The 24,551-nt window shown below is 43.1% G+C and carries 23 protein-coding genes and 21 tRNA genes; 35 read left to right on the top strand and 9 right to left on the bottom strand.

Features of this window, described 5'->3' with window-relative positions:
• Window positions 1-777 precede the first annotated feature (777 nt).
• The 4 genes from V7K73_RS17655 to petJ all read left to right on the top strand — a co-directional run bounded on the left by V7K73_RS17655 (window position 778) and on the right by petJ (window position 3,021).
• Window positions 778-993 carry a hypothetical protein gene (locus tag V7K73_RS17655; RefSeq protein WP_334881884.1) on the top strand — a complete coding sequence of 72 codons (216 nt, stop codon included), beginning with the start codon at window positions 778-780 and terminating at the stop codon, window positions 991-993.
• Between the two features lie 132 nt (window positions 994-1,125).
• Window positions 1,126-1,617 carry a photosystem II cytochrome c-550 gene (gene psbV / locus V7K73_RS17660; protein ID WP_334881885.1) on the top strand — a complete coding sequence of 164 codons (492 nt, stop codon included), beginning with the start codon at window positions 1,126-1,128 and terminating at the stop codon, window positions 1,615-1,617.
• A gap of 384 nt (window positions 1,618-2,001) precedes the next feature.
• Window positions 2,002-2,421: a plastocyanin gene (petE, locus tag V7K73_RS17665; RefSeq protein ID WP_334881886.1), complete on the top strand. Its 420-nt coding sequence runs from the start codon at window positions 2,002-2,004 to the stop codon at window positions 2,419-2,421.
• Window positions 2,422-2,676: 255 nt separating this feature from the next.
• Entirely contained in the window at window positions 2,677-3,021 is a 345-nt protein-coding gene (gene petJ / locus V7K73_RS17670) for a cytochrome c6 PetJ (protein WP_334881887.1), read from the top strand.
• Window positions 3,022-3,451: 430 nt separating this feature from the next.
• Here the strand turns inward: petJ and V7K73_RS17675 are convergent, their stop codons facing one another.
• On the bottom strand, window positions 3,452-5,062 hold the full coding sequence (locus V7K73_RS17675; RefSeq protein WP_334881888.1) for a hypothetical protein: 1,611 nt from the start codon (window positions 5,060-5,062) through the stop codon (window positions 3,452-3,454).
• A gap of 598 nt (window positions 5,063-5,660) precedes the next feature.
• On the opposite strand from V7K73_RS17675, the gene V7K73_RS17680 reads away from it, so the two are divergent.
• Window positions 5,661-6,356, top strand: a complete 696-nt coding sequence (locus V7K73_RS17680; protein WP_334881889.1) for an esterase/lipase family protein — start codon at window positions 5,661-5,663, stop codon at window positions 6,354-6,356.
• 359 nt (window positions 6,357-6,715) lie between these two features.
• Window positions 6,716-7,378, top strand: a complete 663-nt coding sequence (locus V7K73_RS17685; RefSeq protein WP_334881890.1) for a cytochrome b N-terminal domain-containing protein — start codon at window positions 6,716-6,718, stop codon at window positions 7,376-7,378.
• Between the two features lie 243 nt (window positions 7,379-7,621).
• Here the strand turns inward: V7K73_RS17685 and V7K73_RS17690 are convergent, their stop codons facing one another.
• Complete coding sequence (locus V7K73_RS17690; protein ID WP_334881891.1) at window positions 7,622-9,541, bottom strand: cation:proton antiporter; 1,920 nt, start codon at window positions 9,539-9,541, stop codon at window positions 7,622-7,624.
• Window positions 9,542-9,615: 74 nt separating this feature from the next.
• A complete protein-coding gene (locus V7K73_RS17695) occupies window positions 9,616-9,744 on the bottom strand; it encodes a hypothetical protein (RefSeq protein WP_334881892.1) in 129 nt (42 codons plus the stop codon).
• A gap of 120 nt (window positions 9,745-9,864) precedes the next feature.
• On the opposite strand from V7K73_RS17695, the gene V7K73_RS17700 reads away from it, so the two are divergent.
• Window positions 9,865-9,937: transfer RNA gene (locus V7K73_RS17700), tRNA-Glu, on the top strand.
• A 103-nt stretch (window positions 9,938-10,040) separates the two neighbouring features.
• Here the strand turns inward: V7K73_RS17700 and V7K73_RS17705 are convergent.
• From V7K73_RS17705 to V7K73_RS17720, 4 genes are all read right to left on the bottom strand, one after another.
• Window positions 10,041-10,634, bottom strand: coding sequence for an SRPBCC family protein (locus V7K73_RS17705; protein ID WP_334881893.1), 594 nt, complete (start codon window positions 10,632-10,634; stop codon window positions 10,041-10,043).
• A gap of 8 nt (window positions 10,635-10,642) precedes the next feature.
• Window positions 10,643-12,664 carry a GAF domain-containing sensor histidine kinase gene (locus V7K73_RS17710; protein WP_334881894.1) on the bottom strand — a complete coding sequence of 674 codons (2,022 nt, stop codon included), beginning with the start codon at window positions 12,662-12,664 and terminating at the stop codon, window positions 10,643-10,645.
• Window positions 12,661-12,789: a hypothetical protein gene (locus tag V7K73_RS17715; RefSeq protein WP_334881895.1), complete on the bottom strand. Its 129-nt coding sequence runs from the start codon at window positions 12,787-12,789 to the stop codon at window positions 12,661-12,663. The genes V7K73_RS17710 and V7K73_RS17715 overlap by 4 nt, the downstream gene beginning before the upstream one ends.
• Before the next feature lie 342 nt (window positions 12,790-13,131).
• Window positions 13,132-13,467, bottom strand: a complete 336-nt coding sequence (locus V7K73_RS17720) for a hypothetical protein (RefSeq protein WP_109011785.1) — start codon at window positions 13,465-13,467, stop codon at window positions 13,132-13,134.
• A 71-nt stretch (window positions 13,468-13,538) separates the two neighbouring features.
• On the opposite strand from V7K73_RS17720, the gene V7K73_RS17725 reads away from it, so the two are divergent.
• From V7K73_RS17725 to V7K73_RS17735, 3 genes are all read left to right on the top strand, one after another.
• Entirely contained in the window at window positions 13,539-13,790 is a 252-nt protein-coding gene (locus tag V7K73_RS17725) for a hypothetical protein (protein ID WP_334881896.1), read from the top strand.
• Window positions 13,791-13,904: 114 nt separating this feature from the next.
• Window positions 13,905-14,411 carry an HNH endonuclease gene (locus V7K73_RS17730; RefSeq protein WP_334881914.1) on the top strand — a complete coding sequence of 169 codons (507 nt, stop codon included), beginning with the start codon at window positions 13,905-13,907 and terminating at the stop codon, window positions 14,409-14,411.
• A 16-nt stretch (window positions 14,412-14,427) separates the two neighbouring features.
• Window positions 14,428-14,817, top strand: coding sequence for an alr0857 family protein (locus V7K73_RS17735; RefSeq protein WP_334881897.1), 390 nt, complete (start codon window positions 14,428-14,430; stop codon window positions 14,815-14,817).
• A gap of 169 nt (window positions 14,818-14,986) precedes the next feature.
• On the opposite strand, the gene V7K73_RS17740 is transcribed toward V7K73_RS17735, so the two are convergent.
• A complete protein-coding gene (locus tag V7K73_RS17740) occupies window positions 14,987-15,817 on the bottom strand; it encodes a polysaccharide deacetylase family protein (RefSeq protein ID WP_334881898.1) in 831 nt (276 codons plus the stop codon).
• A gap of 205 nt (window positions 15,818-16,022) precedes the next feature.
• Here V7K73_RS17740 and V7K73_RS17745 point away from each other — a divergent pair, with 205 nt between their 5' ends.
• From V7K73_RS17745 to V7K73_RS17845, 21 genes are all read left to right on the top strand, one after another.
• Entirely contained in the window at window positions 16,023-16,217 is a 195-nt protein-coding gene (locus V7K73_RS17745) for a hypothetical protein (RefSeq protein WP_334881899.1), read from the top strand.
• 118 nt (window positions 16,218-16,335) lie between these two features.
• Window positions 16,336-16,435, top strand: a tRNA-Asp gene (locus V7K73_RS17750).
• 4 nt (window positions 16,436-16,439) lie between these two features.
• Window positions 16,440-16,516, top strand: a tRNA-Glu gene (locus V7K73_RS17755).
• Between the two features lie 3 nt (window positions 16,517-16,519).
• A tRNA-Cys gene (locus tag V7K73_RS17760) sits at window positions 16,520-16,593 on the top strand.
• An 11-nt stretch (window positions 16,594-16,604) separates the two neighbouring features.
• Window positions 16,605-16,679, top strand: a tRNA-Ile gene (locus V7K73_RS17765).
• Window positions 16,650-16,787, top strand: coding sequence for a hypothetical protein (locus V7K73_RS17770; RefSeq protein ID WP_334881900.1), 138 nt, complete (start codon window positions 16,650-16,652; stop codon window positions 16,785-16,787). Before V7K73_RS17765 ends, V7K73_RS17770 begins: the two co-directional genes overlap by 30 nt.
• A gap of 51 nt (window positions 16,788-16,838) precedes the next feature.
• Window positions 16,839-16,909: transfer RNA gene (locus tag V7K73_RS17775), tRNA-Glu, on the top strand.
• Between the two features lie 8 nt (window positions 16,910-16,917).
• Window positions 16,918-17,000: transfer RNA gene (locus tag V7K73_RS17780), tRNA-Tyr, on the top strand.
• A 4-nt stretch (window positions 17,001-17,004) separates the two neighbouring features.
• Window positions 17,005-17,090, top strand: a tRNA-Ser gene (locus V7K73_RS17785).
• Between the two features lie 4 nt (window positions 17,091-17,094).
• A tRNA-Arg gene (locus V7K73_RS17790) sits at window positions 17,095-17,169 on the top strand.
• A gap of 21 nt (window positions 17,170-17,190) precedes the next feature.
• Window positions 17,191-17,265 (top strand) — tRNA-Phe (locus V7K73_RS17795).
• A gap of 6 nt (window positions 17,266-17,271) precedes the next feature.
• A tRNA-Asn gene (locus tag V7K73_RS17800) sits at window positions 17,272-17,346 on the top strand.
• 150 nt (window positions 17,347-17,496) lie between these two features.
• Window positions 17,497-17,569 (top strand) — tRNA-Gln (locus V7K73_RS17805).
• A gap of 3 nt (window positions 17,570-17,572) precedes the next feature.
• Window positions 17,573-17,648: transfer RNA gene (locus V7K73_RS17810), tRNA-Gln, on the top strand.
• 6 nt (window positions 17,649-17,654) lie between these two features.
• Window positions 17,655-17,731: transfer RNA gene (locus tag V7K73_RS17815), tRNA-Leu, on the top strand.
• Window positions 17,732-17,737: 6 nt separating this feature from the next.
• A tRNA-Leu gene (locus V7K73_RS17820) sits at window positions 17,738-17,814 on the top strand.
• 71 nt (window positions 17,815-17,885) lie between these two features.
• Window positions 17,886-17,958, top strand: a tRNA-Leu gene (locus tag V7K73_RS17825).
• 96 nt (window positions 17,959-18,054) lie between these two features.
• Window positions 18,055-18,127, top strand: a tRNA-Thr gene (locus tag V7K73_RS17830).
• Window positions 18,128-18,131: 4 nt separating this feature from the next.
• Window positions 18,132-18,203 (top strand) — tRNA-Gly (locus V7K73_RS17835).
• 12 nt (window positions 18,204-18,215) lie between these two features.
• A tRNA-Val gene (locus V7K73_RS17840) sits at window positions 18,216-18,282 on the top strand.
• Window positions 18,283-18,587: 305 nt separating this feature from the next.
• Window positions 18,588-18,658: transfer RNA gene (locus V7K73_RS17845), tRNA-Lys, on the top strand.
• Window positions 18,659-18,756: 98 nt separating this feature from the next.
• Here V7K73_RS17845 and V7K73_RS17850 read toward each other — a convergent pair.
• On the bottom strand, window positions 18,757-19,845 hold the full coding sequence (locus V7K73_RS17850) for a glycoside hydrolase family 3 protein (RefSeq protein ID WP_334881901.1): 1,089 nt from the start codon (window positions 19,843-19,845) through the stop codon (window positions 18,757-18,759).
• Between the two features lie 361 nt (window positions 19,846-20,206).
• Here V7K73_RS17850 and pds point away from each other — a divergent pair, with 361 nt between their 5' ends.
• The 4 genes from pds (at window position 20,207) to V7K73_RS17870 (ending at window position 24,276) form a co-directional block, all read left to right on the top strand.
• Window positions 20,207-21,646 (top strand): 15-cis-phytoene desaturase, encoded by a 1,440-nt coding sequence (pds, locus tag V7K73_RS17855; protein ID WP_334881902.1) that lies wholly within the window; start codon window positions 20,207-20,209, stop codon window positions 21,644-21,646.
• The gene (crtB, locus tag V7K73_RS17860) at window positions 21,630-22,562 is read left to right on the top strand and encodes a 15-cis-phytoene synthase CrtB (protein WP_334881903.1); all 933 of its coding nucleotides are present in this window, start codon (window positions 21,630-21,632) and stop codon (window positions 22,560-22,562) included. The genes pds and crtB overlap by 17 nt, the downstream gene beginning before the upstream one ends.
• A 113-nt stretch (window positions 22,563-22,675) precedes the next feature.
• Window positions 22,676-22,767 (top strand) — tRNA-Ser (locus V7K73_RS17865).
• A gap of 186 nt (window positions 22,768-22,953) precedes the next feature.
• Window positions 22,954-24,276, top strand: a complete 1,323-nt coding sequence (locus V7K73_RS17870) for an ABC transporter substrate-binding protein (RefSeq protein WP_334881904.1) — start codon at window positions 22,954-22,956, stop codon at window positions 24,274-24,276.
• The last annotated feature ends 275 nt before the right edge of the window (window positions 24,277-24,551 follow it).

Consider the following 24,551-nt stretch of genomic DNA (forward strand, 5'->3'; position numbering starts at 1 on the left):
AAATATCACTCCTTAATAACACAAGGTACAAGTAAGAAAAAAGACTGTTATTTGTCTGCAACCAAAAAAAGATTACTTAATTTTTTGGGATTGGTAATGGCGATCGTCATTATTGGCGGTAAGTAGATCGGCGATAAAAAACCAAACTATATAACGAAAAGTAAAATCTCTGTATTTGGCTCGTAGTTGGGCTTTAGCGCTAAAGCCCAACTACAAACCAGTGATGATTATTTGTGCCGACTCACTTAGTTAAACCACGTCTATCTTGAAACCTATAGTTCTTCCACGATCAAAAGGATTTGCCCTCATCCCCCAACCCCAAATCTGGGATTCGGGGAGCCAGAATTTCAAACTCCCTCTCAAGCATTTGGGAGAGGGATTTAGGGAGAGGGTGAAAACTACGGTTCTCAACTTAGATAAGGTTTAACTACGCTACACAGTGGCAAGTAGGTCAATATCCAGATGCGATCGCATTTTTGTTAGCAGCAGCGATCGTTGCCATCACTTTAATTCAAAGGCGACTTTTCAAAGGCGAACGGATTTGACCAAGGGATGATTGTCTATAGCATGGTTAATGCCACTTTCATCTTCATGATGCGGCAGTTTTTTGTTAATTTTCCTAAATGTAATTAGTCAAGAGTTAAAAATTCTCCGCCTGCTCCTCCTGCCCTCTTTCCCCTCCCGATTCCTAAACAGTATTTTGGGCAACAAATTGCACTCCTAACGTGATATTGGTATTACAGCGACTCAATCTCTATCTATCAGTTAATAAGCATTATGGGTTTTGCAGACCTATCAATCGCAGAGATAGCAGCCGACTACAGCATTCCTGTAGAAAAAGTGTTTTCTCTGTGCAACCAACTGGGAATTCCTTACAAACACCAAAAGACTCGTTTGGCGTTAGAAGATGCAAAGGCAATTATTTCCCAAATATCGTCTGAAATACGCCCAAAAGGTACTAACGGCTTGATGGGCGATCGCGAGGTCACCTGAAGGGGTATCTCGGGCTTTGGCTAATCACTGATAGCTAATGATAAAAAACAATCAGTCATTAGCAATTAGCAGCTTGGAGATTGAGAATCGCTTTCTTCGCTGTGTTGATCGTTAAAATTTTTAAGGGGAAACATGTTTAGAAGACTAATTGGCGTTGTTGTGGTTACTGTTTTTCTCTCGTTTCAGTTGCTTGTTGGTAGCGCGACAGCAGTCGAACTGGACAAAGCTACCCTGACGGTGCCATTAAATGCTCAGGGTGAAACCACCGTACTCAGCCTTAAACAAGTCAAAGAAGGCAAACGCTTATTTAATTACGCTTGCGCCCAATGTCATGCAGGGGGAGTTACCAAAACAAACCAGAACGTAGGACTCACTCCAGAAGACCTGGCACTGGCAACACCCAACCGTAACAACGTTGAAGGCTTGGTGGATTACCTGAAAAATCCCACTACTTACGACGGGGAAGAAGAAATTTCCGAAATCCACCCCAGTATCAAAAGCGCAGATATTTTCACAGCAATGCGAAATCTGACAGATGATGACTTGGAGGCGATCGCTGGTCATATTCTCTTACAACCCAAAATCGTCGGCACTAAGTGGGGAGGCGGAAAAATCTATTACTAAATCCCGGAATTAGTACTGGGTCTTTGGGGCATAGGGCATAGGGTATTCCCCATTCCCCATTCCCCATTCCCCATTCCCCATTCCCCATTCCCCATTCCCCAATTTTCACACCAGCACAAAATCTTCCTGGTTGATCCACAAAAAATTTTCAAAAATCAAAATATTTCTAAATAAAAAATAAAAATCTCTTATTTTCCCATTTACCTTTATTCACGGGCTTTTTGGGCTATGGCAGTTTAGTATTTATGACTGATTGCACAGCTTTTTGCAATAAATTTTTCCCTATTATTAAAAAAAAAATTGTATCTATGACAGATTGTCATATTTGGCGTTGATTTTATTTAAAATGAGAAAAGGAAAAAAATTATTTGTTAGGAGAGAGCCATGAAATTGATTTCGGCAAGCTGGCGACGCCTTAGTTTAGCTGTGTTGACAATCCTTTTAGTTGTTAGCAGCTTCGCTGTTTTTACTCCCAGTGCTTCGGCTGACACCTACAAGGTGAAATTGGGTAGCGACAAAGGAATGCTGGCATTTGAACCGAAAAAGTTGACAATTAAACCAGGTGATACAATCGAATGGGTGAACAATAAAGTTCCTCCCCATAATGTTGTGTTTGATGCTGCCAAAAACCCAAAGAAGGATGCCGCTTTAGCAAAATCTCTATCTCATAAGAATTTGCTCATGAGTGCTGGTCAAAAGGAAACAACCATCTTCCCCTTAGACGCACCTGCTGGTGACTACACCTTCTACTGCGAACCCCACCGTGGTGCTGGCATGGTTGGTACAATCACTGTCGAAGGCTAGAAAGATCCTCATCGACACAAGATGATTTTCTGGGCTTCCTTCTCTGAAATTAGCCCATAGCAACACATCACACTCCTAGAGTGACGCACACAATGAATAAATGGCGGTAACGAGTCCTATCCTTTCCTCTCTACGCTAAGTAACCTATGGTGATAGAGGGGTAAACTCGTTACCGCCAATTTTGATCAAACTTGACTTAATCAAGCATTAATCGCGTTTATACTCTTGCTGGAGGCTTGTTGCGAGGAAATTCTATTGCGAATACTTTTATTAATCCTACTGTGGGCGATCGCTCTATTCAAATTGACATTCATTAGTCCAGCACTAGCTGCCGAAATATCTAACGGTGCTAAAATTTTTGAGGCTAACTGCGCTTCTTGCCATATAGGTGGCGGTAACATCCTTATTAGCCAGAAAACTTTGAAAAAGGAAGCATTGTCAAAGTACTTAGAAAATTATGATAGCGACTCAATCGAGGCGATTATCCACCAAGTACAAAACGGTAAAAATGCCATGCCTGCCTTTAAAGGTAAGTTAAGTGCTGAGGAGATTCTAGAGGTAGCTGGTTACGTTTTTCAGAATGCAGAACAAGGCTGGTAAAATAACTTTTCTTGATTAGAACCTTCTAACGAACTCAACCAATAAACGCTAGATGACGAACTAACGATCGCCAGTTCGTCATCTAGTAAGGGACTTCCAAATAAAAAAATGTTCCAAAACTGAGGCAAAAACTCTCTCTATTCCTGCTCTCTCTGTGTTCTCTGTGTCTCTGTGGTTCGTTTATTTAGATAATTTATTTCTTGGAAGTCCCTAAAACCATATTTTAAGTTCTTAATCCAAAATAAACATCTGGTAAACCAGGTCTATCTTGAAACCTATAGTTCTTCCACGATCAAAAGGATTTGCCCTCATCCCCCAACCCCAAATCTGGGATTCGGGGAGCCAGAATTTCAAACTCCCTCTCAAGCATTTGGGAGAGGGATTTAGGGAGAGGGTGAAAACTACGGTTCTCAACTTAGATAAGGTTTAATTATTTTTCTGGATTAGAGTTTTCTCTGTTTTCCTTCACTTGACGCAACAGTTCTACTAATTTTCCATCCGATTCAGCAGAGGCTGTAGGCTGAGTCTTATTGATTGTCGGCGGTACTAAGGATTCGGAAGTAGTAGCCGATGAAGGCGTAAGCTGGTTATTTATGATTTGTAGTTCAGGGAATGGTTTAGAACTAACTGCTGGTGAGGGCGTAAATTGATTGCTATTAACTCCCGTTGCAGATAATGGTTTAAGACTACCTGTCGGTAAGGACGCAGGCTGGTTATTTGTGATTGGTATTAATGGTTTAAGAATACCTGTCGATGAGGAAGCAGGCTGATTATTTTTGATTCGCAGTTCAGGAAATGGTTTGGGGGTAAACTGATTGTTATTGATTCCCGGTGCAGATAATTGAGTAGCCCCAGTGGTGTTGCTAATGTTGTTTTGGAAACTTAGATTAAATGGATAGGAACTGATCCGTTTATCTCCCTTGGGGGATTGCTTATTGAAGTATTCCCTTGCTTCTGATTTCAATTCCGGGGAAAGTAACTTGTCTTGAAACTTGATATCTAAGACCTTACCATCCTGATCTACCACTAATACACCTAAAACAGCACCTTCAAGATTCGGCTTCTTGGTGGCTAATGTTTGGCGGATGACTGGTTTTTGTTCAGCATTGGGATATTGTTGCTGGACTTCCTTTCTCAGGTTTGTGTAGGAGTCTAGCTGTGCTATAGCTAGTTGAGTTCCTTTGGCAGATAAATTGGGTGTCTGTGATGTGGTTCCCCTAATAAGGCTTAAGCTATCCTCAGCCCTGCGAGCTTGTTTTAGAGAAGTTATCAACGGGTTTTGACCAATTCTAGACCCATCATTAACCGATTGCGTCATTTGTGAAGCCGTATTTCCCTGTGCTGTTGCAATGGGGCTAGTGTCAGATAAGTTTGGAGATTGGGCATTTTGCAGAATATCATCAGGTATTTGCTGCGACTGCAATTGTGGCAATCTATTTACAGCTAATGGCTTTTGCAGAATATAATTAGGTGTTTTCTGCGATTGCAATTCTGGTAATCTATTTACAGCGACCGACACAGGTGCTTCGTATTTGGTGTCACTAACATTCACACTAGGATTCGGTCGAGAGAATTTAGGACTGGTATTGTATTTAGAACTATCAAATTTAGAGGCATCAAATCCCAAATTACCACTAGGAATCATCCGCAAAGACTGCTTTGTAGGCAAGGAAGAAACTCGATAGTTATTCGATGATGCGGGTAGGGGAGGCAGTACTAGCTGACTCGATGGCGCTGGTGCCACTGGGGGTAATAGAGTTTGGGCGCTAAAGTTTGGAGTAGAAAGTGGCACTATTGGAGGAAGTTGTTGTAAACCAACTTGCGGCGTGCTTTGCGGCAAACGACTTTGGTCGGCTTGGCTCAATTCCAAAAGTCCGACTGTTTTTGATGATGCTGTATCCTTGGGTTTGCTAGAATCCATAGGCATCAATGGCACAATCATGGCGATCGCACCGTGGATGCCAAGAGAAGCTATTGCTGCTATCCCAATTGGCTGGCTTAACAGTTCTGGTATATTTCTAAACAGGGAGACGTAAGACATAGCTGTTATCGTTCACTCGGCTCAGTTGCAGTTGACTAGCGATTTTCTTTTTTTGACTATATTGCAAGATATTGCAATATATGTATCCCACTAAGGAAATAATAACTTCCTATCCTGGCAATAAAAACGCCAAAATTACCATTCATTCAAGTTTTTAATCGATCAATGACGCTGTATCATGTGTTCCAATTTGAGCTTGCTAAAGAAATAGTTTAAAAATTACTACTTTTGATTTCTTTTCTTATTGTTAAGACGCACACAATTAAAATTAATATCTCGGATATTTATCAAATTTGAGTAGATAACAACATTTCTTGAAGTTGCCTTGTGTCTACTGTTTTCCAGTCAACTACGCTTCTGTAACAGATGGTACACTTACTTAGCCAAGACTAGTCCCCATGTGAAAATACTACCACATCAGCAGTCCCTAAATCTGTTGCAAATTGTACAATTTTATTGAAATTCTAGCCCTAAACCCCACCAAAACTATTTGGGTTTTTATAAAAGGAGTCAGTCATGCGATCGCAATTTTAACTTTTGACTTCTGATTCGTCAAAAAATTTCAAACCTTTATCAATTATTCCATCCAAAATTTAAAATGCCGTTACCGACAGTTATTTTACCTGGATATCTAGAAAGCGCGATCGCTTACCGCCAACTAGAACAATCCCTACAACAGTTAGATTTTCCCACCGTTACAGTACCACTGCGACGACGTGACTGGCTACCCACTATTGGAGGAAGACCTGTAACGCCAATTCTGCAACAACTCGATTTTACAATCAAACAGACATTGCAGCAACATAATGCTACTCAAGTTAACTTGATTGCTCACTCAGCAGGAGGTTGGATATCACGCATCTACATGGGAGAAAAGCCTTATTTGGCAAGAGTTAACGTTAAAGCATCTCTCTGGAAAGCGCATCCTTTGATTGCTACTCTGATCACCTTGGGTACACCCCATATTAGCCAAGAACGCTGGACACGCTCCAATTTGGATTTTGTCACCAATAACTACCCAGGAGCTTTTTACAAAAACGTTCGTTACATTTGTGTGGCGGGCAAAACTATCTTTGGCCAAAGGCGGCGCGGTAGCTGGTTAGCTTATAGTAGTTACCAATTAACCTGTGGTAAAGGCAACACTTGGGGAGATGGAATCACACCCATTGAAGCTGCTCACTTAGAAGGGGCAGAAAATCTGGTGATTGAAGGTGTGAGGCATTCTCCGAGAAGTCCTGGGATTTGGTATGGTTCAGCAGAACCCTTAAAAGCTTGGGTGCAATATTTGATTTAACTGATATCTGATGCTAGTCCCAACAATCGCCTAGTAATTCATTGCTAGGCTATCGTCTAAAAACTAGTAACCGGTTTCAGTCCACGCTTCGTGGACTTGAGCTATTAGCAAGAGACTTAAGTCTGAGGCGGGCTAGTTAGCAAATCGAGAATCGTTTAATATTAGGACTTACGCAAAATATCTCTCAAACTCTTATTTCTCCGTGTCCTCTGCGCCTCTGTGGTTCGTTATTCCGTAACTTTTGCGTAAGTCCTAAATATATCCGATTTGAAAATTTGAATAATGCAACATTTATTAAAATTTCTTAGCTAAAATCATAATAGTAATAAATACCTAGTTAAGAACAGGAGGGGTCAGCTATGCAAAGCACCCAGTTCGATAGGATTTTGCGGCGATTAGCAACGATAATATCGGTTGTGATTCTGACTTTGTGCTTAATTTATATCTCTACCGGAGTAATGCTTTCTTTTTATTATGAACCGACAGCCGGCGGAGCTTATAACTCATTGAAGATGATTAATACACAACTACCATACGGGTGGTTGTTTTGGAGAGCGCATGATATTGCTGGTAACGCGGTAATTGCGATCGCTCTGATTCAAATAGTGGTGATGTTTTTAGGTCGGCAATTTCGCAAGAGTTGGCTGGCTGCTTGGATTAGTGGGATTTTGTTAACCTTAAGTGCGATCGGGCTGAATTGGACAGCGATGATCCTAGATTGGACTCAGGAAGGATACTGGCGTTTTAACATTGAACTAGGAACCATCGAAGCTATTCCTTTTATTGGTGGACAACTCCGCGAGATTCTAACTGGCGGTGGAGCCATTAACACAGTTACTATCCAACACCTTTACACAATTCACAGTTATCTGATTTCTGTGGCGACCCTAATTCTTGCCATACTGAATTTATCTGCTTTACTGTGGCAAGAATGGGAAATATATCAAGAAACGCCAAGACCAGAAATTGATAATTCGCAACAACCGCCAGAAGGCAAATTTATTCCTTCTCAAGGCTATTGAAGGAGGCAGGAGGAAATTTTCCGTAAGCTCGAACTGCCCTCAGTAAGAACTCCCTTCCTCGATAACAAGTAGGTAGGCATAATTAAATATAAGAAAAAACCTCACCCTCAATCCCTCTCCAAAGTATCGGAGAGGGAAGCCGGAGGCAGGGTGAGGTTTTATATTTAATTTGACCCAGTTACTTAGAGTCAAGAGTTAGGAATTCTTTCTCCCCCTGCTCCCTGCCCCCTGCCCCCTGCCCCCTCATCCCCCAGGAGCCTCACTAGCAGAAAATTCAGACAATTGGACGAGGGATAGGTCTTCAACCTCTGGTAACTTTTCTAGAGAGAGGGGGGTGGATTGAGTAGCACCAGATAAGCGTTTTAAAAGGCTAGGTCTGGGGTCATGTAACAGGTAAATAATGCGATCGCCAACTTCCCAATCTTGGTTAGCTGACATTACCTGTAAGCGTTCTTCTCGTTCTACCAATAGCGGTATCAAAACCCCAGTCCGAATTTTTTCTTGAATGCGATCGCATTGAATAGAAAACTCCAACTCATCTAGGGTAGTTGTCCCTAACTTAACGCGCCCATCATTCAAATATTCATTCCAAGTTTTAATCGCTAAGTCTGGAATAAAAGCTTGATTAACTTTATTACTAACCGAAATATTCGCTTGCGGATCGCGCGGGAAAACAGCTAAGACGCGTGGCGGTTTAAATTCCTCAGCTGCTCGTTGAGCCAAAACAAAATTCACCTCGCCATTACTAGTCATAGCCAAAAAAGTACCCATAGAGCCAAGTCCTGCCTCTTCCAAAACAGCAGCATCAAGCCCACTGCTGGCAATCACCCGCAGATTTTGCGCCTCGGCTTGCACAAGACAGTCGGGGTCAGTATCAATCATGACCACGTTTTCTCCCCGTTCTTGAAAGAAGCGGGCAATCAAAAGACTTAACGGATTACAACCCACAATCACTGCCCCAGTTACGTCTTTGGAAGTGATTTGCAGCCATTTAGCAACCCAGCCAGCTGTTAGCCCTTGGCAGACAACAGTCATAATAATTGTTAAGAAAACTAAAGCTTTGATGGAATCACCGCCGTTAATGCCGCGCTGTGTCAGCGAAATTGCAAAAAAAGAAGCGACGGAGGCAGCAACAATTCCTCTAGGAGCAACCCAGCTTAAAAATACTTTTTGTCGCCAGTTTAGATCGCTATTCCAAGTACACAAGAGGATATTAATTGGGCGAACGACAAACATTAATACCAAAACAGTGAATAAACTACCCCAACCCAAAGCAAACACACTGGCAATGGATAGGTCAGCAGCTAATAAGATAAATAGCACCGAGACGCTGAGAATTGTCAGCTGACCCTTAAAGCTCCTTAACAGACGTTCTTCTGGGACTGAAGAGTTAGCAAATACTGCCCCTGCAACTACTGTTGTCATTACTCCCGATTCACTACGGATCATTTGCGATAAGGCAAACAGGCTCCAAAGTATCGCCAACACCACTAAGTTTTTTAGCTCAAATGACAGAAAACCGGCGCGTTTAAAAATCAAACTCATCAGATAACCGCCAGCACCACCAATTGCCGCACCAACACCCAAGCGCATCAACAAACCAACGATCGCATTAATCGGGTCAGCATCGCCATTTAAAATCGTATCGAGGACGACGAAGGCGAGGATAGCCCCTACAGGGTCAATTAAAACCCCTTCTCCTTCCAAGAGTGTTGCTACTTGGCGATCTACATTGATTTGTTTGAGCAAAGGTCCAACGACGGTTGGGCCTGTAACCACGACTATAGAAGCATAGAGAAAAGCTATCTTCCAAGGGAATTCACCCAGCCAGTGAGCAGCCATACTCCCACCAAGCAATGTGATCAGCGTTCCTAGAGTGACGAGCAATTGTAAGCTGACTGAAACTCTACCTAACTCTCGCAAATCTAAGTTAAGTCCGCCTTCAAACAAAATGATTGCCGTTGCGAGGGCGACAATAACTTCCAATCCACTGCCTAGCAAATGGGGATGCAACAGCCCGATGCCATCAGAGCCAAAGAGAATGCCCAACAGCAATAACAAAACGATACTGGGTATCCGAAAGTATGCAGCCAGCACTTGGGCGCTAATGCCAGCAAGGACGGCGATCGCCATCTGTAGGGTAATTTCAAAAGATGCTTCCATGTTGTAGATTTTGAGCGATTTATTTCAAAATCTTTTGTAAAAAACCGTAGAAATTAACTTTACCCGGTACAACATCATACCCTTTGTCCATTGCTGAATTTAGCTTTTCTATCTGCACATCCCTTTAAATCCCCAGCGCCGGATGCTGATGAATCCTGCGGCAAACCGCAGAAGCATCTAAGAAATTGTTTTGGTGTCTCCATGAGTTTGTATCCTCTTTAAGCTTTTGCCTCCACCCAGTTTAGCCGCCACAAACTTTTTTTGGCAAAAGCTGTTGACAAAGGCTAGGAAATTGGTTACCTTATAAAAGGTTTGAGTCCGATGCCCCCATCGTCTAGAGGCCTAGGACACCTCCCTTTCACGGAGGTAACGGGGATTCGAATTCCCCTGGGGGTACTTAAAAACAATAAAAAAGCAAAAGTGTTTTTTGCTGCAAATCTACGAAACTAAAGTATCATTCAGGAAGAAGTCTGAATGATACTTTAACTATACATAAGGTTCAATGCTTGGCTAACTCTTCTACACGTTGGTGAATAGCCAGGAGATTTAACTGCAAATCTTTAGTAAGGCGGTTTTCAATAATTCCCACTGGCATAGTGAGTTTAGGCCAAACTTGAATTGTGTAGCAAAGATTTGTTCCTACATACTCACCAAGGGAATAAGGCTCTAAGCACCAACTACCAGAAAAGCCTTTAAAATCTCCCTCCACCATGCGGAAGTTAATTTCTTTGGGAAAGTATTCTTCCAAATCCAGAACTACCCGCGCACTAAAGTTTAAATTCAGTAAGCGCTGGGAGCCTACTTGCTCCAGTCTAATTCCACCATTGGGATGCTCAATTAGACGACTCTTGGCGAGGTTGGGGAGAAAGTCAGGTAAGGCTTCATAATCTGTCAGAACCTTCCAGATTTGTTCTACTGGTTGGGGAATTTGGACTTTGGCGGTGATTTGTCGCTGTCGCTCTGCTATTTTCTCAATTTGAATTTCTACCTTAGCTGCTACGACTGCATCAGCAGTCAAATCTCCTTCGAGGTAGATGTCATCACTAGGAGACTGGAGATCAAGCCTCTCTGTTGCGTTCTGTTGTTTAGTCACTTTCAGAATTATGGTTTGCTTTCGTCAGAAAATTGGGGCAAAGTCAGGGTGAAGCAAATTTCGCTCTGTTCAGAATCCGAAATTGGCAGACTTTCAACTGCGATCGCTCCATTCAGATGCTGCACTAAAGACTTGACTAAAGCAAGTCCTAAGCCAGTCCCCGGAGTCCAGCGCCCTTTTCCGCGACGGAATTTGTCAAAGATGTAGGTCGCTTCTTCTTGAGAGATGGCATGTCCTGTATTCGTCACCTTCATGATAACTTGATCTATTTGTTGATCAACTTGGTGAGAGGCTTCAAGGTGGACTATTGTATCATGCTGTGAATATTTACAGGCATTTGTTAACAATTCTTGCAGGATGCGGTCAAAACTCTCCAGTTCAGTTTGCAGTTTTAGCGATTCCTCTGGTAAATCTACAGAAATCTTTAATCCTTTCTCTGCGAGTTTTTTCTCGAAAGATGCTGCTATATTCTGGATTTTAGTATTTAAATCTATAGATTCTAATTGCGGGGCTTCGTGAGGCGACTCTAGTTTTTGGAGTGTCAACAAGTCATTAATCAAGTTAATTTCTTTTGTACATTCCTGCTCTAGGATATCCATATATCTAACCTGACGCTCTGGCGCGATTCCTGGCAAACGTAAATTCCGAATTGACATCAGCATGTTTGTCAAAGGATAGCGCAAGCGATCGCTCATGTTACTCATAAATTCATCTTTGAGTTCATTGAGTTTCCGCAGTTGCTCAACATACTGCCGGGTTCTTTCATGCAATTTTGCCTGGAGTTCCAAACTACTCTGTAGTTTCGCCGTTCGCTCATCTACCAAAGTTTGCACCTGGCGCAATGTCTGTGACTGAATTATGGCGTTACTTACTTGAGCGCAAACCAGTTCCACAAGATTTAATTCTGCTGCTTGCCAACTGCGAGTCACAGCTTGCTGTAGCACCAAGAATCCTAAGATTTTACCTTGACTCTCTAATGGCACTAATAATACCGCAGGCAATTGCTCTATTGCAAACAATGGAGCCGCTGAGGAAGTATCATTTTGCTCTGTATAATCATCAAAGATTACAGGCTTTGCAGAATCTATGAAGGCACGCTGGCATAAACCACACTCTGAAAGCAAGAAAGACTGATCTTTTAAGGTATCTGATTTAGTAGTGCAAGAAATTTGTGTTTCTTTAGCCCATTCACCAACCACTCTCGCTTTCGCTTTAGGAATTTGTTTTTTAGCTTGAGTCCTAAATAGTGGGTCTGTATATTTTAGTAGTATGAGCAAACCCCGATCTGCCTGTAGAGATTCCGCAGTAGAGGCGATAACTAACTGGAGCATTTGATTAAGCTCCAAGTTGCTCCGACTCAATAAGGTTAGTTGCTTAATCAAGCTTTGAGACTGCTTGCTCTTTTGTAGATCCTGTTGTTGATGAGCAATTAGCTGGGCTTGTGCTACGCGAGAAAAAGCGATCGCACAAGCCGACTCCACCTCTTTTAGCAGTTGTTTTTCTGATTCACTCCAATCATAGGGTTGGAATTTAATTAGACTAATTACCCCATTATTATTGCCACCAAACCGGGTGGGAATTGCCAAAACTGCTTTTATCGGTAGTGGTAAATATTGACACCCAATTACCAGACTATTCTGAATGATAGAAATATCTTCGATAATCAATGGTTCAGCAGCACATTGCAGCACTGGCGAGTGCATAAGCAACTGTTCCATCGAAAACATTTCTTCTGAGTGTGGTAACGCTAGATACTCATCAGCACACCAATTACTAGTAGTTGCTTTCTCCGATGCCTCACTCGTTACTGAAACCAAGCAGCAACAATCTACTTGAAAGACAACTCCTAGCAATTGAGCAATATCTTTCAGCATCAAGGCCGTAGCGGAGCTATTGGCAATGATTTGGTTAATCTTTTGTACCAACTTGCGGGCAGGTTCTTCCTGATGCTGCATCAGCTTGACTTGGTAAGGTTGTAGTCGATCTGTGTCATCTACATAATGTGGCGGCGAGGATAAAGGCTTTTTCATTCTTGGCACGCCCTTGGATAGTAACCCCATTCTTTTTGCACCCAACCTCTTGGCATATTCTTCACCGTTAGTTGTGCTGCTCCAGCTTGATAATTGACAAATATTGGATGAATACTTTCTCTCACCTGTTATAGCCCTTTTATATAAGAGATGGCCAAGTTCCCGCTATATTAAGCAAATTGCTACATAGGTAGTGAGATACTTAGGATATTCTAAAATGTCCCAGCCTGATTATTTTTGGCTGTTTTATCTTCTTTATATCGAGATAATTAACTTACTTTGATTTAGAATATCCTGTCTGTAAGTATACATAAACCGTAATTTCTCTATAATTTCAGGAAAATACCCCATAAAATTCCGTAAAAACACTGGATATATTTTAAAGTTTTTGTAAAATAAAGCTAAATTAGGAATGCAGCTCAGTTATTTTTGCTAAATAATTGAGCTGCATTGCCTGAATATTAAAATTATCCAGCCAAACTCTCAACACTCAGAGGAACCATATCGCCATTCCTGGTCAGCCCTAACAACATTGGTTCTTGGGGTTGAATTAGTTGACCTGTGAGTACACAGCGTTCTTCTTGTTGGGCTGTAGCCGCGATGCTAGCTCGAATGTCGGTTCGGGAAAATCGAGGCTTCCATTCACCTGATTTTTGCTGGACATAATTCCAAAGGATATCTCGGATTAAAGCTTGATATCCCTGATTTCCAGCTATTTCTTTGAGCTTATCTTTCAGTTCCCGCTCTAGGCGGATGCTGGTAACTTCCATATCGGTGGTTGGGGTGCGAGCGATCGTATGCATCACTATTTCTCCTTAAAGGTATAGACAAGATAGTAATACAAGTGTAGTATGTTTAAAGCGATATTCAATAGGTGAAATTTTCTGTGAAATCCATTTACCCCATATCTACTTTAATTTTGTGCGCTACCAATTGCCGAACCGGTTGGGAATCGGCTGCTATGGAAGTGGAGTATTTATTTATGGGCGATGGTAGCCGAAATTATGGGCAAATCACAGAGGGTAATTATGATTTTAGACATCTCAGCATTAGTGCGCTGAATGCAAAACCAGAACTAGATGAAGAAACGGGGGGGTACAGACAAAGGAATACTGTACCGATATGAGACTAGAAAACTTTCCGGTCAATTCTAACCCCCGCTTCACCAAAAACTTGAAGCGGGGGTTTTTTTATAAGGAGTTAAGCTGTGACGATATCTTCAATGCGCGGCGCGAACGCAATGCAAGTGTTAGAGCAATCTGTGGTGGTGTTTTCTCAAAATTACTTGCCACTGTGTCGGATCAATATCAAGCGGGCGATTGTGCTGTTACTAACAGACAAAGCTCAACCGCTAGGTTTTACCACAGAAGGCGGATGGCAAGTTCACTCACCCAGTTTAGTAATTGATGTGCCAAAACACATTCGCTTAACAATTACTTCTAATGAGCGGATGTGGAAAGTTCCGCCAGTGAATCGGCGGGAAGTGTTGCGACGAGATCATCACACTTGCCAATACTGTGGTAGCGGCAAACATCTAACGCTAGATCATGTGATGCCGCGATCAAGAGGCGGTTCTCACACTTGGGATAACGTAGTCACAGCTTGTGAGAAATGTAACTCCTGTAAAGGCGATCGCACCCTGTTTGAAGCTGGTATGCAACTGCGTACCAAGCCAAAAGCACCAATCCACCCCGCGATTTCTTTTGCCGAACAGTTTTGGATAGATATGCAAGGAAGCCTGGAATAACAGGAGAGCATAAGGAATGCTGAAATTAACTTACACTGAAAGCAGTTTTTATTTGGAATGTCTCACTCTGTCGCTAGAAGAATGGGTAGCGCAGCGAGTGGTTTTAGCCCTGCGAGTTGGGCAAAGTTTATGCATTGAACCCAGTACCGCTTCCTTTTTGCTTCCTGTTGATTTGCCAGGAGTAGAAGTGCTTAAGGCTGAGGTAAAAAGGGATGACAGAGAAATTATTGCCCTCTGTGCCTGCGATGCCGAATATATGGAAGTCACTCTGCGGGGTTCTTGGCTATTAGATAGTTCTAAGGATGCTGTAGGTGTGTTTTTCACCACGATGAGCGATCGCGCTGAGTTCTTTTTGTATAAACTCTGGCAAGAATCTCAAGCTTGTGCTTCTGTCATGAGCGAATAAACAAAGTAGTAGGGTGACTCAATTTTGGATTTTAGATTTGTTCTGGCGTTGAAATTCGGGGGTAACTCTTGGAGACACTGCCAGAACAGACCTTTTTGGATTTTGGATTATTCAATTCCATTATCCAAAATTTAAAATCTAAAATTCGGGGAGTAAAATTTCTCTGCGTTTATTGGGCCATTTTTAGCAGTTCGGGAATTGTCACAAATCGGTAGCCTTGCTGTTTTAGTCCACTGATGATTTGTGGCAATGCTTGTACGGTTCTTTGGCGATCGCCACCACCGTCATGCATCAAAACGATAGAACCTGGTTTCGCGCCTTTCAAGACATTATTTACAAATGCTTGCGGTTTGGCGTGAGGGTCAGTATCAGCTGAAGTTAGCGACCACATAATGACAGCATCTTTTTGGCTTTTAGCATAAGTGGCTAGTCCGTTGTTTAAAAAGCCTCCAGGAGGACGAAACAGAGCAGTTTTGACTCCTGTAGTTTTGTATATCAGATCAGCTGTGCGATCAATTTCACTCTTGGCTGTGGCCTCATCCATCCGGCGATACCAATGATGCCAAGTATGGTTGCCAATGGCGTGTCCCTCGGCTACCTCTTGCTTTGCTAGGTCAGGATTTGCTTGCAAAGCTTGTCCTACCCAAAAGAATGTTGCTTTAACATCATTTTGCTTGAGGATATCCAGCATTTCTAGGGTTGTTTTTGGCCACGGTCCATCATCAATGCTCAAAGCAATAACTTTTTCGTTACTACTGAGTGGAACCTTATAAACTGTTTTTCCCTGAAATTTAGCTGGGACTGTAAATGTAGGATTTTCTACTTTGGCTGACGGTAGTTGGGCATTAATTTGGCCTTTTGCTGGATCTTGAAGTGCAGTATGGATTTTGCTTAAAGGCTTGTTCAATCCCAATTGTGGGGTGATACTACAAGCTGTAATTGTAGAGGCGATCGCTACAAAACTAATTATCTGTTGTCGCTTGAGGGAGTTATTTGTCACGTCAGGCTTTTCAGGCTTTTAAAGATTCACCCAATCATAAGCTGTAGTTTGACTTTTCAGAGGGTTTAGCAAGCTCAAATATAAGTGTAGAAGCTTCTCTATACAATTTTAAAAAAATTTTTCTGAAACCCCTTGACACTTCTTGTAGTGTTTTGTAGTCTAAATGTAGTGAGGCGAAAGACAAAGCTTCTCAAGGGTCAAAATCATGTTTTACATACAACTAAAGGACAGGCGTTGGAATAAACCAAACTTCCCAGCCAACAAAGCTGTTCCTACTTGCAAACCATCGAAAGTAGAAGCAATCAAGCAAAAAAGTTTTAAGTTTGCACTCAGCAAAACTACAGAATACATCCGTAATACACAACAGGCTTTCTACCTAGAGTTTCGGTTGTTTTTCTAACAGTTTCTAACAGTTAAAAGCAATTTTTCTGAACCTTGAAAACTAAATAAGAAATGGGCAAGTTCACCAAAAATCTGTGCCTAAAAACCTCAAAGTTTAGGTACAGATATCAAAAAATCGGGGTGTAGCTCAACTGGCTAGAGCGTTCCGTTGTCTGCGGAAATGTTGCGGGTATCGTGCGGGAAGCCGCTTTGCGTCTACAAATCCCGTCACCCTGGTTGTAGTCCTGTAGGCGAATAGTTTAAGCCGTCAGTTTCTCAAACTGAAAATTGCGAGTGCAAATCTCGTCGGGACTCCCAAACGGTCAGGTAGCCAAGTGGTCGAAGGCGTTGGTCTGCAAAACCGATTAGCGCGGGTTCAAATCCCGCTCTGACCTCTGGTGATTTCCGCAGTGTAGCTTAATGGTAAAGCCCCTGGCTCATAACCGGGTATATGCGGGTTCAAGTCCCGCCACTGCCACCAAATGCAGGGATGGTAACACCTCGTGACTCCAAATCCGATGTTCTAGGTTCAAAACAAGCGTCCCTGTGTCAGACAATTTTGGATTTTGGATTGCCGATTTTAGATTGAAAAATTTAATCCAAAATCTAAAATTTAAAATCCAAAATTCACTCAATTATGCCCTCGTGGACGAATGGTTAAGTCAGTGTTCTTTCAAAACACAGATGCGAGTTCAATTCTCGTCGAGGGAATGATTTATGGGTCGGTGGCCGAGTCTGGCTGAAGGCGACAGTCTGTAAAACTGTTCATTTTTGCGCGCAGGTTCAAATCCTGCTCGACCCACTATGGAGAGGTGGCTGAGTGGCCTAAAGCGGCAGATTGCTAATCTGTTGTACGGTTTCCGTACCGAGGGTTCAAATCCCTCTTTCTCCGCTTTGAGAGTGTGGTGTAACTGGATAACATCTCAGTCTACGAAACTGAAGACTTGAGGGTTCAAATCCCTCCGCTCTCGTTACATCATCTCTTCTCTTATCCCCCGGTAGCTCAGTTGGTAGTTAGGGCCTGTTTGAAAAACAGGAGGTCGTCGGTTCGATTCCGACCTGGGGGGCTTCGTTGCCTCATAGCTCAATGGTAGAGCAAGCGGCTGTTAACCGCGCGGTTGTAGGTTCGAGTCCTACTGAGGCAGCCAATTATAATTCGTAATTACTAATTCGTAATTCATAATTAAATAGGGGTTGATACCCAAGTTTCTATAAACGGCTTTAATGTTAGTCGGGGTCTAAATCCCCGTCACAAAACATAATTACGAATTACGAACTACGAACTACGAATTATTTAATGCCGGGTGGACGAATTGGTAAGTCGCATCGCTCTGAACGATGAGGTTGCAGGTTCAAACCCTGCCCTGGCAATAAAGCCCTGTGGTGTAATTGGCAACATAGCGCCCTTTGAAGGCGAAGATTCCAGGTTCGATTCCTGGTGGGGCTGCCAAACTTTGCTCTTGTAGCCCAACTGGAAGAGGCTGCCGTCTCAAAAACGGTATGTTGTGGGTTCGATTCCCACCAAGAGTACCAAAACTTGCTCCTGTAGCCCAATTGGAAGAGGTGGCAGACTTAAAATCTGTTCGTTGTGGGTTCGACTCCCACCAGGAGTACCAAAATATCTGGGCGTGGCGCAGTTGGGAGCGCAGGAGTTTTAGGAACTGTTCGTCCATGCCACTCAGATTTTGCCCTTGTAGCCCAACGGAAGAGGCGCTTCGCTTAGAACGAAGAGGTTGCTGGTTCAAATCCAGTCAAGGGTATTGGTGATTATGCGGGGATAGAGCAACGGTGGCTCGTGGGGCTGCATAACCTGAACATCAGCAGGTTCAATTCCTGCCCCCGTCACCAAAATTAGTGCTGGTGTAGCTCAATTGGCAGAGCAACTGATTTGTAATCAGTAGGTTGCAGGTTCAATTCCTGTTACCAGCTTAGTGCGGGTGTGATGTAATCGGTAGCATCTGAGTACGCCATACTCAGCGCGTGGGTTCAAGCCCCTCCACTCGCTTGCGTAGTCCTGTAGCTCAATTGGTAGAGTGTCTTGCTTACAAGAAGAATGTTACAGGTTCGATTTTCCGTTACCTGTGCGTAAGTCCTATTGAAGTGAGTCAGAAGTTTGGAGTGTCTGACGTTGCAATCGCTAAGTGGTGCAAAAAATACGGTATTCCTAGACCTTTAAGGGGTTACTGGGCTAAGAAAAATCAGTCTAGAAATTCCACAGTGTAGATTCAGCAATTTTTTCCACCTGAAGCCGAAAAGTGACGCGCTGTGCTGATAACACAGAAATAGGAGGGGCAGTACCTCCCAGGTGGATTTATATCTAGTGTTGGTGTAAGGCTTGCGATGTAAAAAATATCTATCGCAGTTGCTCATTTCTTATTTAAATTAACTAGGGTGGTTGGCATAACGGCTGTGCAGCAGGCTTTTAACCCGCAGAAATAGGTTCGACCCCTATACCACCCATTAAGCAATTCAAAATTCACGCATTCAAAATTAAGAAATGCAATCCTAGCTAGCCTTTTGAAAATTGCTAATAAGATGGAACTTGAATGCACGTTAGGTTATGAATAAGAACTAGCGATCGTTAGTTGAGCATGTTGCAATAATATGTCTTTATCCAGAGCATTTACGGGATATTGCGGTGTTACTGCCAGCAGTTTATCGATTCTTTCTCTGGCTGCTTCCACTACTGATTCATCTAAATTACCCTTGCTAAGGGAATCAACGAAATCTTCAGCAATCTGATAAGTTCTTTCAATAGATGATGAATTAATATTACGCGAGACAATAAACAGGTCGCAGCCTGCATGAAATGACCGCGCCACAGTACCAGCTTTAATAAACACATCTGAGATCGCTTTCATATCTAAGTCGTCAGATACAACCACTCCCTCAAAGCCAAGTTCCTCTCTAAGTATGCTTTTGAGAATAGCCTGGGAAAGCGTAGCTGGTACATTAGCATCTATCTTAGGAAATAAAATATGGGCAGTCATGATTAAAGGAATCTGTACTTCGATTAAAGCTTTGAAAGGTATGAGTTCTCGAAGTCGCAGGTCTTCTAAAGTTAAATTCAGTATTGGTAGCTCAATGTGAGAGTCTTTGCTGGTGTCTCCATGTCCGGGGAAGTGTTTGGCGCATCCCAAAATTCCTGATTCTCGAAGTCCAAGGTAGTATTCACGCGCACCTTGAGTAGCAATTTCGGGAGTGTTACCAAAGGCGCGAGTCCCAATCACGGGGTTGTGGGGATAGGAAAAAATATCTGCTACAGGCGCCCAAGATAAATTTATTCCCAGTGATTTTAATTCTATTGCTGTGGCTTTTGCTACTTCGCGGGCGTGCGATCGCAGCAACAACGCATGAGGAAACCGCGTAATTGGCAGTGGTGTACGAATGACACGACCTCCTTCATGATCCAAAGTCATAAACATCGAATCACGTTCAGTATATTCTCGTATCTGATTGTTTAAATCTTTGAAGCTTTCCAGCCAAATCTGATAGGGGGTGCTATCCAAAAAGTTCTTAGCAAAAAAGATCGCCCCAATCGGCTTTAATTCATTGAGTGCGCGTTTATCGTCATCGCTTAATGTAGTGCCGGAAATACCTAGAATCAGGTGATGTCCAAAACGTTTTAGCTCCTGCGCTCCACTCATAATTTTTTACCTAATTGAGTTGTTTAATAGCAGTCTATAATCAGTACCCTAGATATTTTCTCAGATCAGATACACAGATTTCCAAAGAAATCAACTACTTTTGAGATTACCTATTTTCAGTCAAAGGAATTACTTTTGTTTGGTTAAATTTCCTAGATAGAAATATAGATGAAATGTTTGCCCAAACCTGTTGGCAACAATGGTATTAGCAATTTTGTTGGGCAGATGGGGGCAGGTAAAATTCTCTTTTATAAAGTTTTTTGGGGAAGCGATCGCACAATAACTGCCAAATGTTACGGTTTGCAACGTATAATGAGAATCGACAAAACCATTAAGAAATATTGAAGGGCATTAAGGTTAAATGCGAGTAGCGATCGCGGGTGCTGGTCTAGCAGGACTTTCCTGCGCGAAATATCTCACGGACGCAGGTCACACTCCCATTGTCTTGGAAAGCCGGGACGTATTGGGTGGTCTTGTTGCGGCGTGGAAAGACTCTGACGGCGACTGGTACGAAACCGGGTTACACGCCTTCTTTGGGGCATATCCGAATATGCTGCAATTGCTCAAGGAGTTGGGCATTGAAGACAGACTCCAGTGGAAAGATCATACGTTGATTTTCAATCAACCAGACAAGCCTGGGACACTCTCACGTTTTGATGTTCCAGATATTCCATCTCCTTTCAACGTGATTGCATCGATTCTTCGCAACAAAGACATGTTGACTTGGGAGCAGAAGATTCGATTTGCAGTTGGCCTCCTTCCAGCAGTGGTTCGGGGTCAAAAGTATGTTGAAGAGATGGACAAATACAGCTTCTTAGAATGGTTGAAAAGACAAGGTGTTGACGAGCGGGTAACTAGTGACGTTTTTATTGCCGCATGTAAAGCGCTCACCTTTATCAATCCTGATGAAGTTTCGGCAACCATCCTGTTAACTGCACTGAATCGCTTTTTGCAAGAACGATATGGCTCCAAGATTGCATTTTTGGATGGTTCTCCCACAGAACGTCTATGCAGCCCAATCGTAGATTACATCACAGAACGCGGTGGAGAAGTGCGGTTGAATGCCCCATTGAAAGAGATTTTACTGAATGCTGATGGCACGGTAAAAGGATACTTGATTCGAGGCTTAAATGGGGCAGAAGATGAAGTTTTGACGGCTGATGTGTATGTATCTGCCATGTCGGTTGATCCATTGAAGGTGATGTTACCGAAACCTTGGAAGCAAATGGAGTTTTTTCAAAAGCTCGAAGGTTTGGAAGGAGTACCAGTGATTAACCTGCATCTGTGGTTTGACCGGAAACTTACAGAAATTGATCACTTGCTTTTTTCGCGATCGCCCCTCCTAAGCGTTTATGCTGATATGAGCAACACCTGCCGTGAATACGCCAACCCCAATCGCTCAATGCTGGAATTAGTTCTAGCTCCGGCAAAAGATTGGATTGCCAAATCTGATGAGGAGATTGTGGCTGCAACGCTTGCTGAATTGGAAAAACTTTTCCCTGACCACTTTGGGGGAGACAATCCAGCAACATTGCTAAAATCTCATGTGGTGAAAACGCCGCGTTCAGTTTACAAAGCGACCCCTGGTCGTCAACAGTACCGTCCCGCACAAGTTACGCCCATTGCCAACTTCTATCTCGCCGGAAGTTATACCATGCAACGCTACTTAGGCAGTATGGAAGGTGCCGTACTTTCTGGTAAGCTGACAGCGCAGGCAATTTCTGAGGCTCTCCCGGTAGCAAATTCCTCAAACCTGCAAACGCTCACCCGACCGCCCGCAACGAATGCTGCAACTGCCTGATTCCCCCCCGCGCATGAAAACGCTGGTCTCTGTAGACGAGTCATACAAACTTTGCCGACATCTCACAGCAAAGTATGCCAAGACTTTTTACCTGGGTACTTTGCTCATGAGTCCGGTAAAACGTCAATCTATTTGGTCAATTTACGCTTGGTGTCGCCGTACAGATGAATTGGTAGATGGACCTGCATCTGCTATTACCACGCCAGAAACCCTAGACCTATGGGAACAGCAGCTGGAATCGATTTTTGCGGGACAGCCATTAGAAAGTTACGATGTCGCTTTAGTTGATACCCTCCAGCGCTTTCCGATGGACATTCAGCCCTTTCGGGATATGATTGCCGGTCAGCGCATGGACTTATATCGCAGTCGTTATGAAACCTTTGAGGATTTATACCTCTACTGTTACCGCGTTGCTGGCACTGTCGGCTTAATGTCAACAGCAGTTATGGGTGTAGATAGCACCATATACACCGCTCCGTGGCATCAGAACAAACAACCATATCTTCCCACAGAAGAAGCGATCGCTCTGGGAATTGCCAATCAACTCACCAACATCCTGCGGGATGTGGGAGAAGATGCCAAACGGGGGCGAATCTACATTCCCCTTGAGGACTTGGAAAAATTCAACTACACCGAGCAAGACTTCTTCAAAGGTGTGGTAGATGATCGTTGGCGGGCGTTGATGCGCTTTCAAATTGATCGCGCCCGCCAATTCTATAGCACATCCGATCGGGGAATTACTTATTTAGCATCCGATGCCCGTTGGCCCGTGTGGGCAGCATCAATGTTATACGGACAGATTTTGGAGGTGATTGAACGCAACAATTATGATGTGTTCAGTCAGAGGGCTTACGTTCCCCAGTGGAAAAAGTTACGCACTTTGCCCCTAGCTTGGATGCGATCGCAAGTCCTTTAAAAAATTAGTCATTAGTCCTTAGTGTTTTGTAAATAACCAATGACTAATGACTAATGACTAATGACTATTGACTCTTAAGAACGAGTCTGGTAACATTGATATTCGTGAGTCATGGAGAGGTGGCTGAGTGGTCGAAAGCGGCAGATTGCTAATCTGTTGTACGGCAGGCAACTCCGTACCGAGGGTTCGAATCCCTCCCTCTCCGTTTTCCAGCCTTTGATACACAGAGTATATTCTGTGTAAAATAATAATATTAATCTAGTGGTAAATATTTCTACTCCTAAAGATGGATGATATGATTTATCCTTTGGAGTCCTGATAAGATCCAGCTAACTTATATAGTTTGCATCTTACTTTTAGGCTCCTAAATATCTGAGGAGTAAAATTACTTATGAGAAAAATTAGCGCCGCCTTAACCTTTAGTATAGCTACCCTAGCAATTGGGTTCCTAGTTGGGGCTTGTGGTGATAATAGTACCCCCAATGGCACAGCTAATACCGGAAGTACCGCTACCCCAGCAGCAAACTCAACTACTACAAGCACTGCTCAAGGGCTAAAAATTGGTTCCTTGCTACCAACAACAGGCGACTTGGCATCTGTCGGACAGCAGATGTTAGGTTCCGTCCCTTTACTTGTTGATACCGTCAACGCTTGTGGTGGGGTGAATGGCGAACCAGTTACCTTGGTGCAAGTAGACGACCAAACCGACCCCAGAGCCGGTGCAGCCGGGATGACCAAACTAGCAACTTTAGATAAAGTAGCAGGTGTAGTTGGTTCCTTTGCCAGTAGCGTTTCTAGTGCAGCAGTCTCCATCGCCACGCCGAATAAAGTTATGCTGGTTTCTCCTGGTAGTACCAGTCCCGTCTTTACTGAAAAAGCTCAAAAAGGCGACTATAAAGGCTTTTGGGCGCGTACTGCTCCCCCCGATACCTACCAAGCACTAGCTTTAGCCCAACTTGCCAGAAAAAAAGGTTTTAAGCGAGTTTCTACAGTTGTGATTAATAACGACTATGGCGTTGGTTTGGAAAAAGCATTTGTGCAAACTTTTGAAAAATTGGGTGGAACCATCGTTAATAAAGATAAACCTGTCCGCTACGACCCGAAAGCCCAAACATTTGATACAGAAGCGGCTGCTGCTTTTGCTGGTAAACCAGATGCAGTCCTAGCTGTACTGTATGCGGAAACTGGTAGTCTGTTCCTGAAAGCCGCCTACCAGCAAGGTGTGACTAAAGGAGTGCAAATTCTGCTGACAGATGGGGTGAAATCACCTAGTTTTCCCGAACAAGTTGGCAAAGGCAGTGATGGTAAATATATTTTAACTGGAGCGATCGGTACAGTACCCGGTTCCGATGGTAAAGCACTAGCAGCTTTCAACAAGCTGTGGAAGGATAAAAAGGGTGGTGAACCAGGGGAATACGCTCCTCAAGCTTGGGATGCGGCTGCTTTATTGACATTAGCAGCGCAAGCTGCTAAGGAAAATACAGGCGTTGGCATAGCCAGCAAAATCCGTGAAGTTGCTGATGGGCCTGGCACAGAAGTTACTGATGTCTGCGAGGGACTGAAATTACTTAAAGATGGTAAAAAGATTAACTATCAAGGAGCCAGTGGCAACGTAGATGTTGATGCTAACGGCGATGTCGTTGGTGTTTACGATGTTTGGACAGTAGGAGACGATGGCAAAATCAAGGTAATTGACAAAGTTACCCCTAAATAGAAAGTTAGGAGTTGGGAGTTGGGAGTGGGAGTTAGGAGTTAGGAGTTAGGAGTTTCAAATTTGAAGTTTGGAGTTTGGAGTTTGAAGTTTGAAGTTTGGAGTTTGGAGTTTCAAATTTGAAGTTTGGAGTTTGGAGTTTAGAGTTTGAAGTTTGAAGCTAAATATTACTAACTCCTAACTTCTAACTCCTAACTCCTAACTCCTAACTCCTAACTCCTAACTCCTAACTCCTAACTCCTAACTCCTAACTCCTAACTCCTAACTCCTAACTCCTA

It is taken from the genome of Nostoc sp., from assembly GCF_036916975.1.
Lineage (GTDB): Bacteria > Cyanobacteriota > Cyanobacteriia > Cyanobacteriales > Nostocaceae > Nostoc.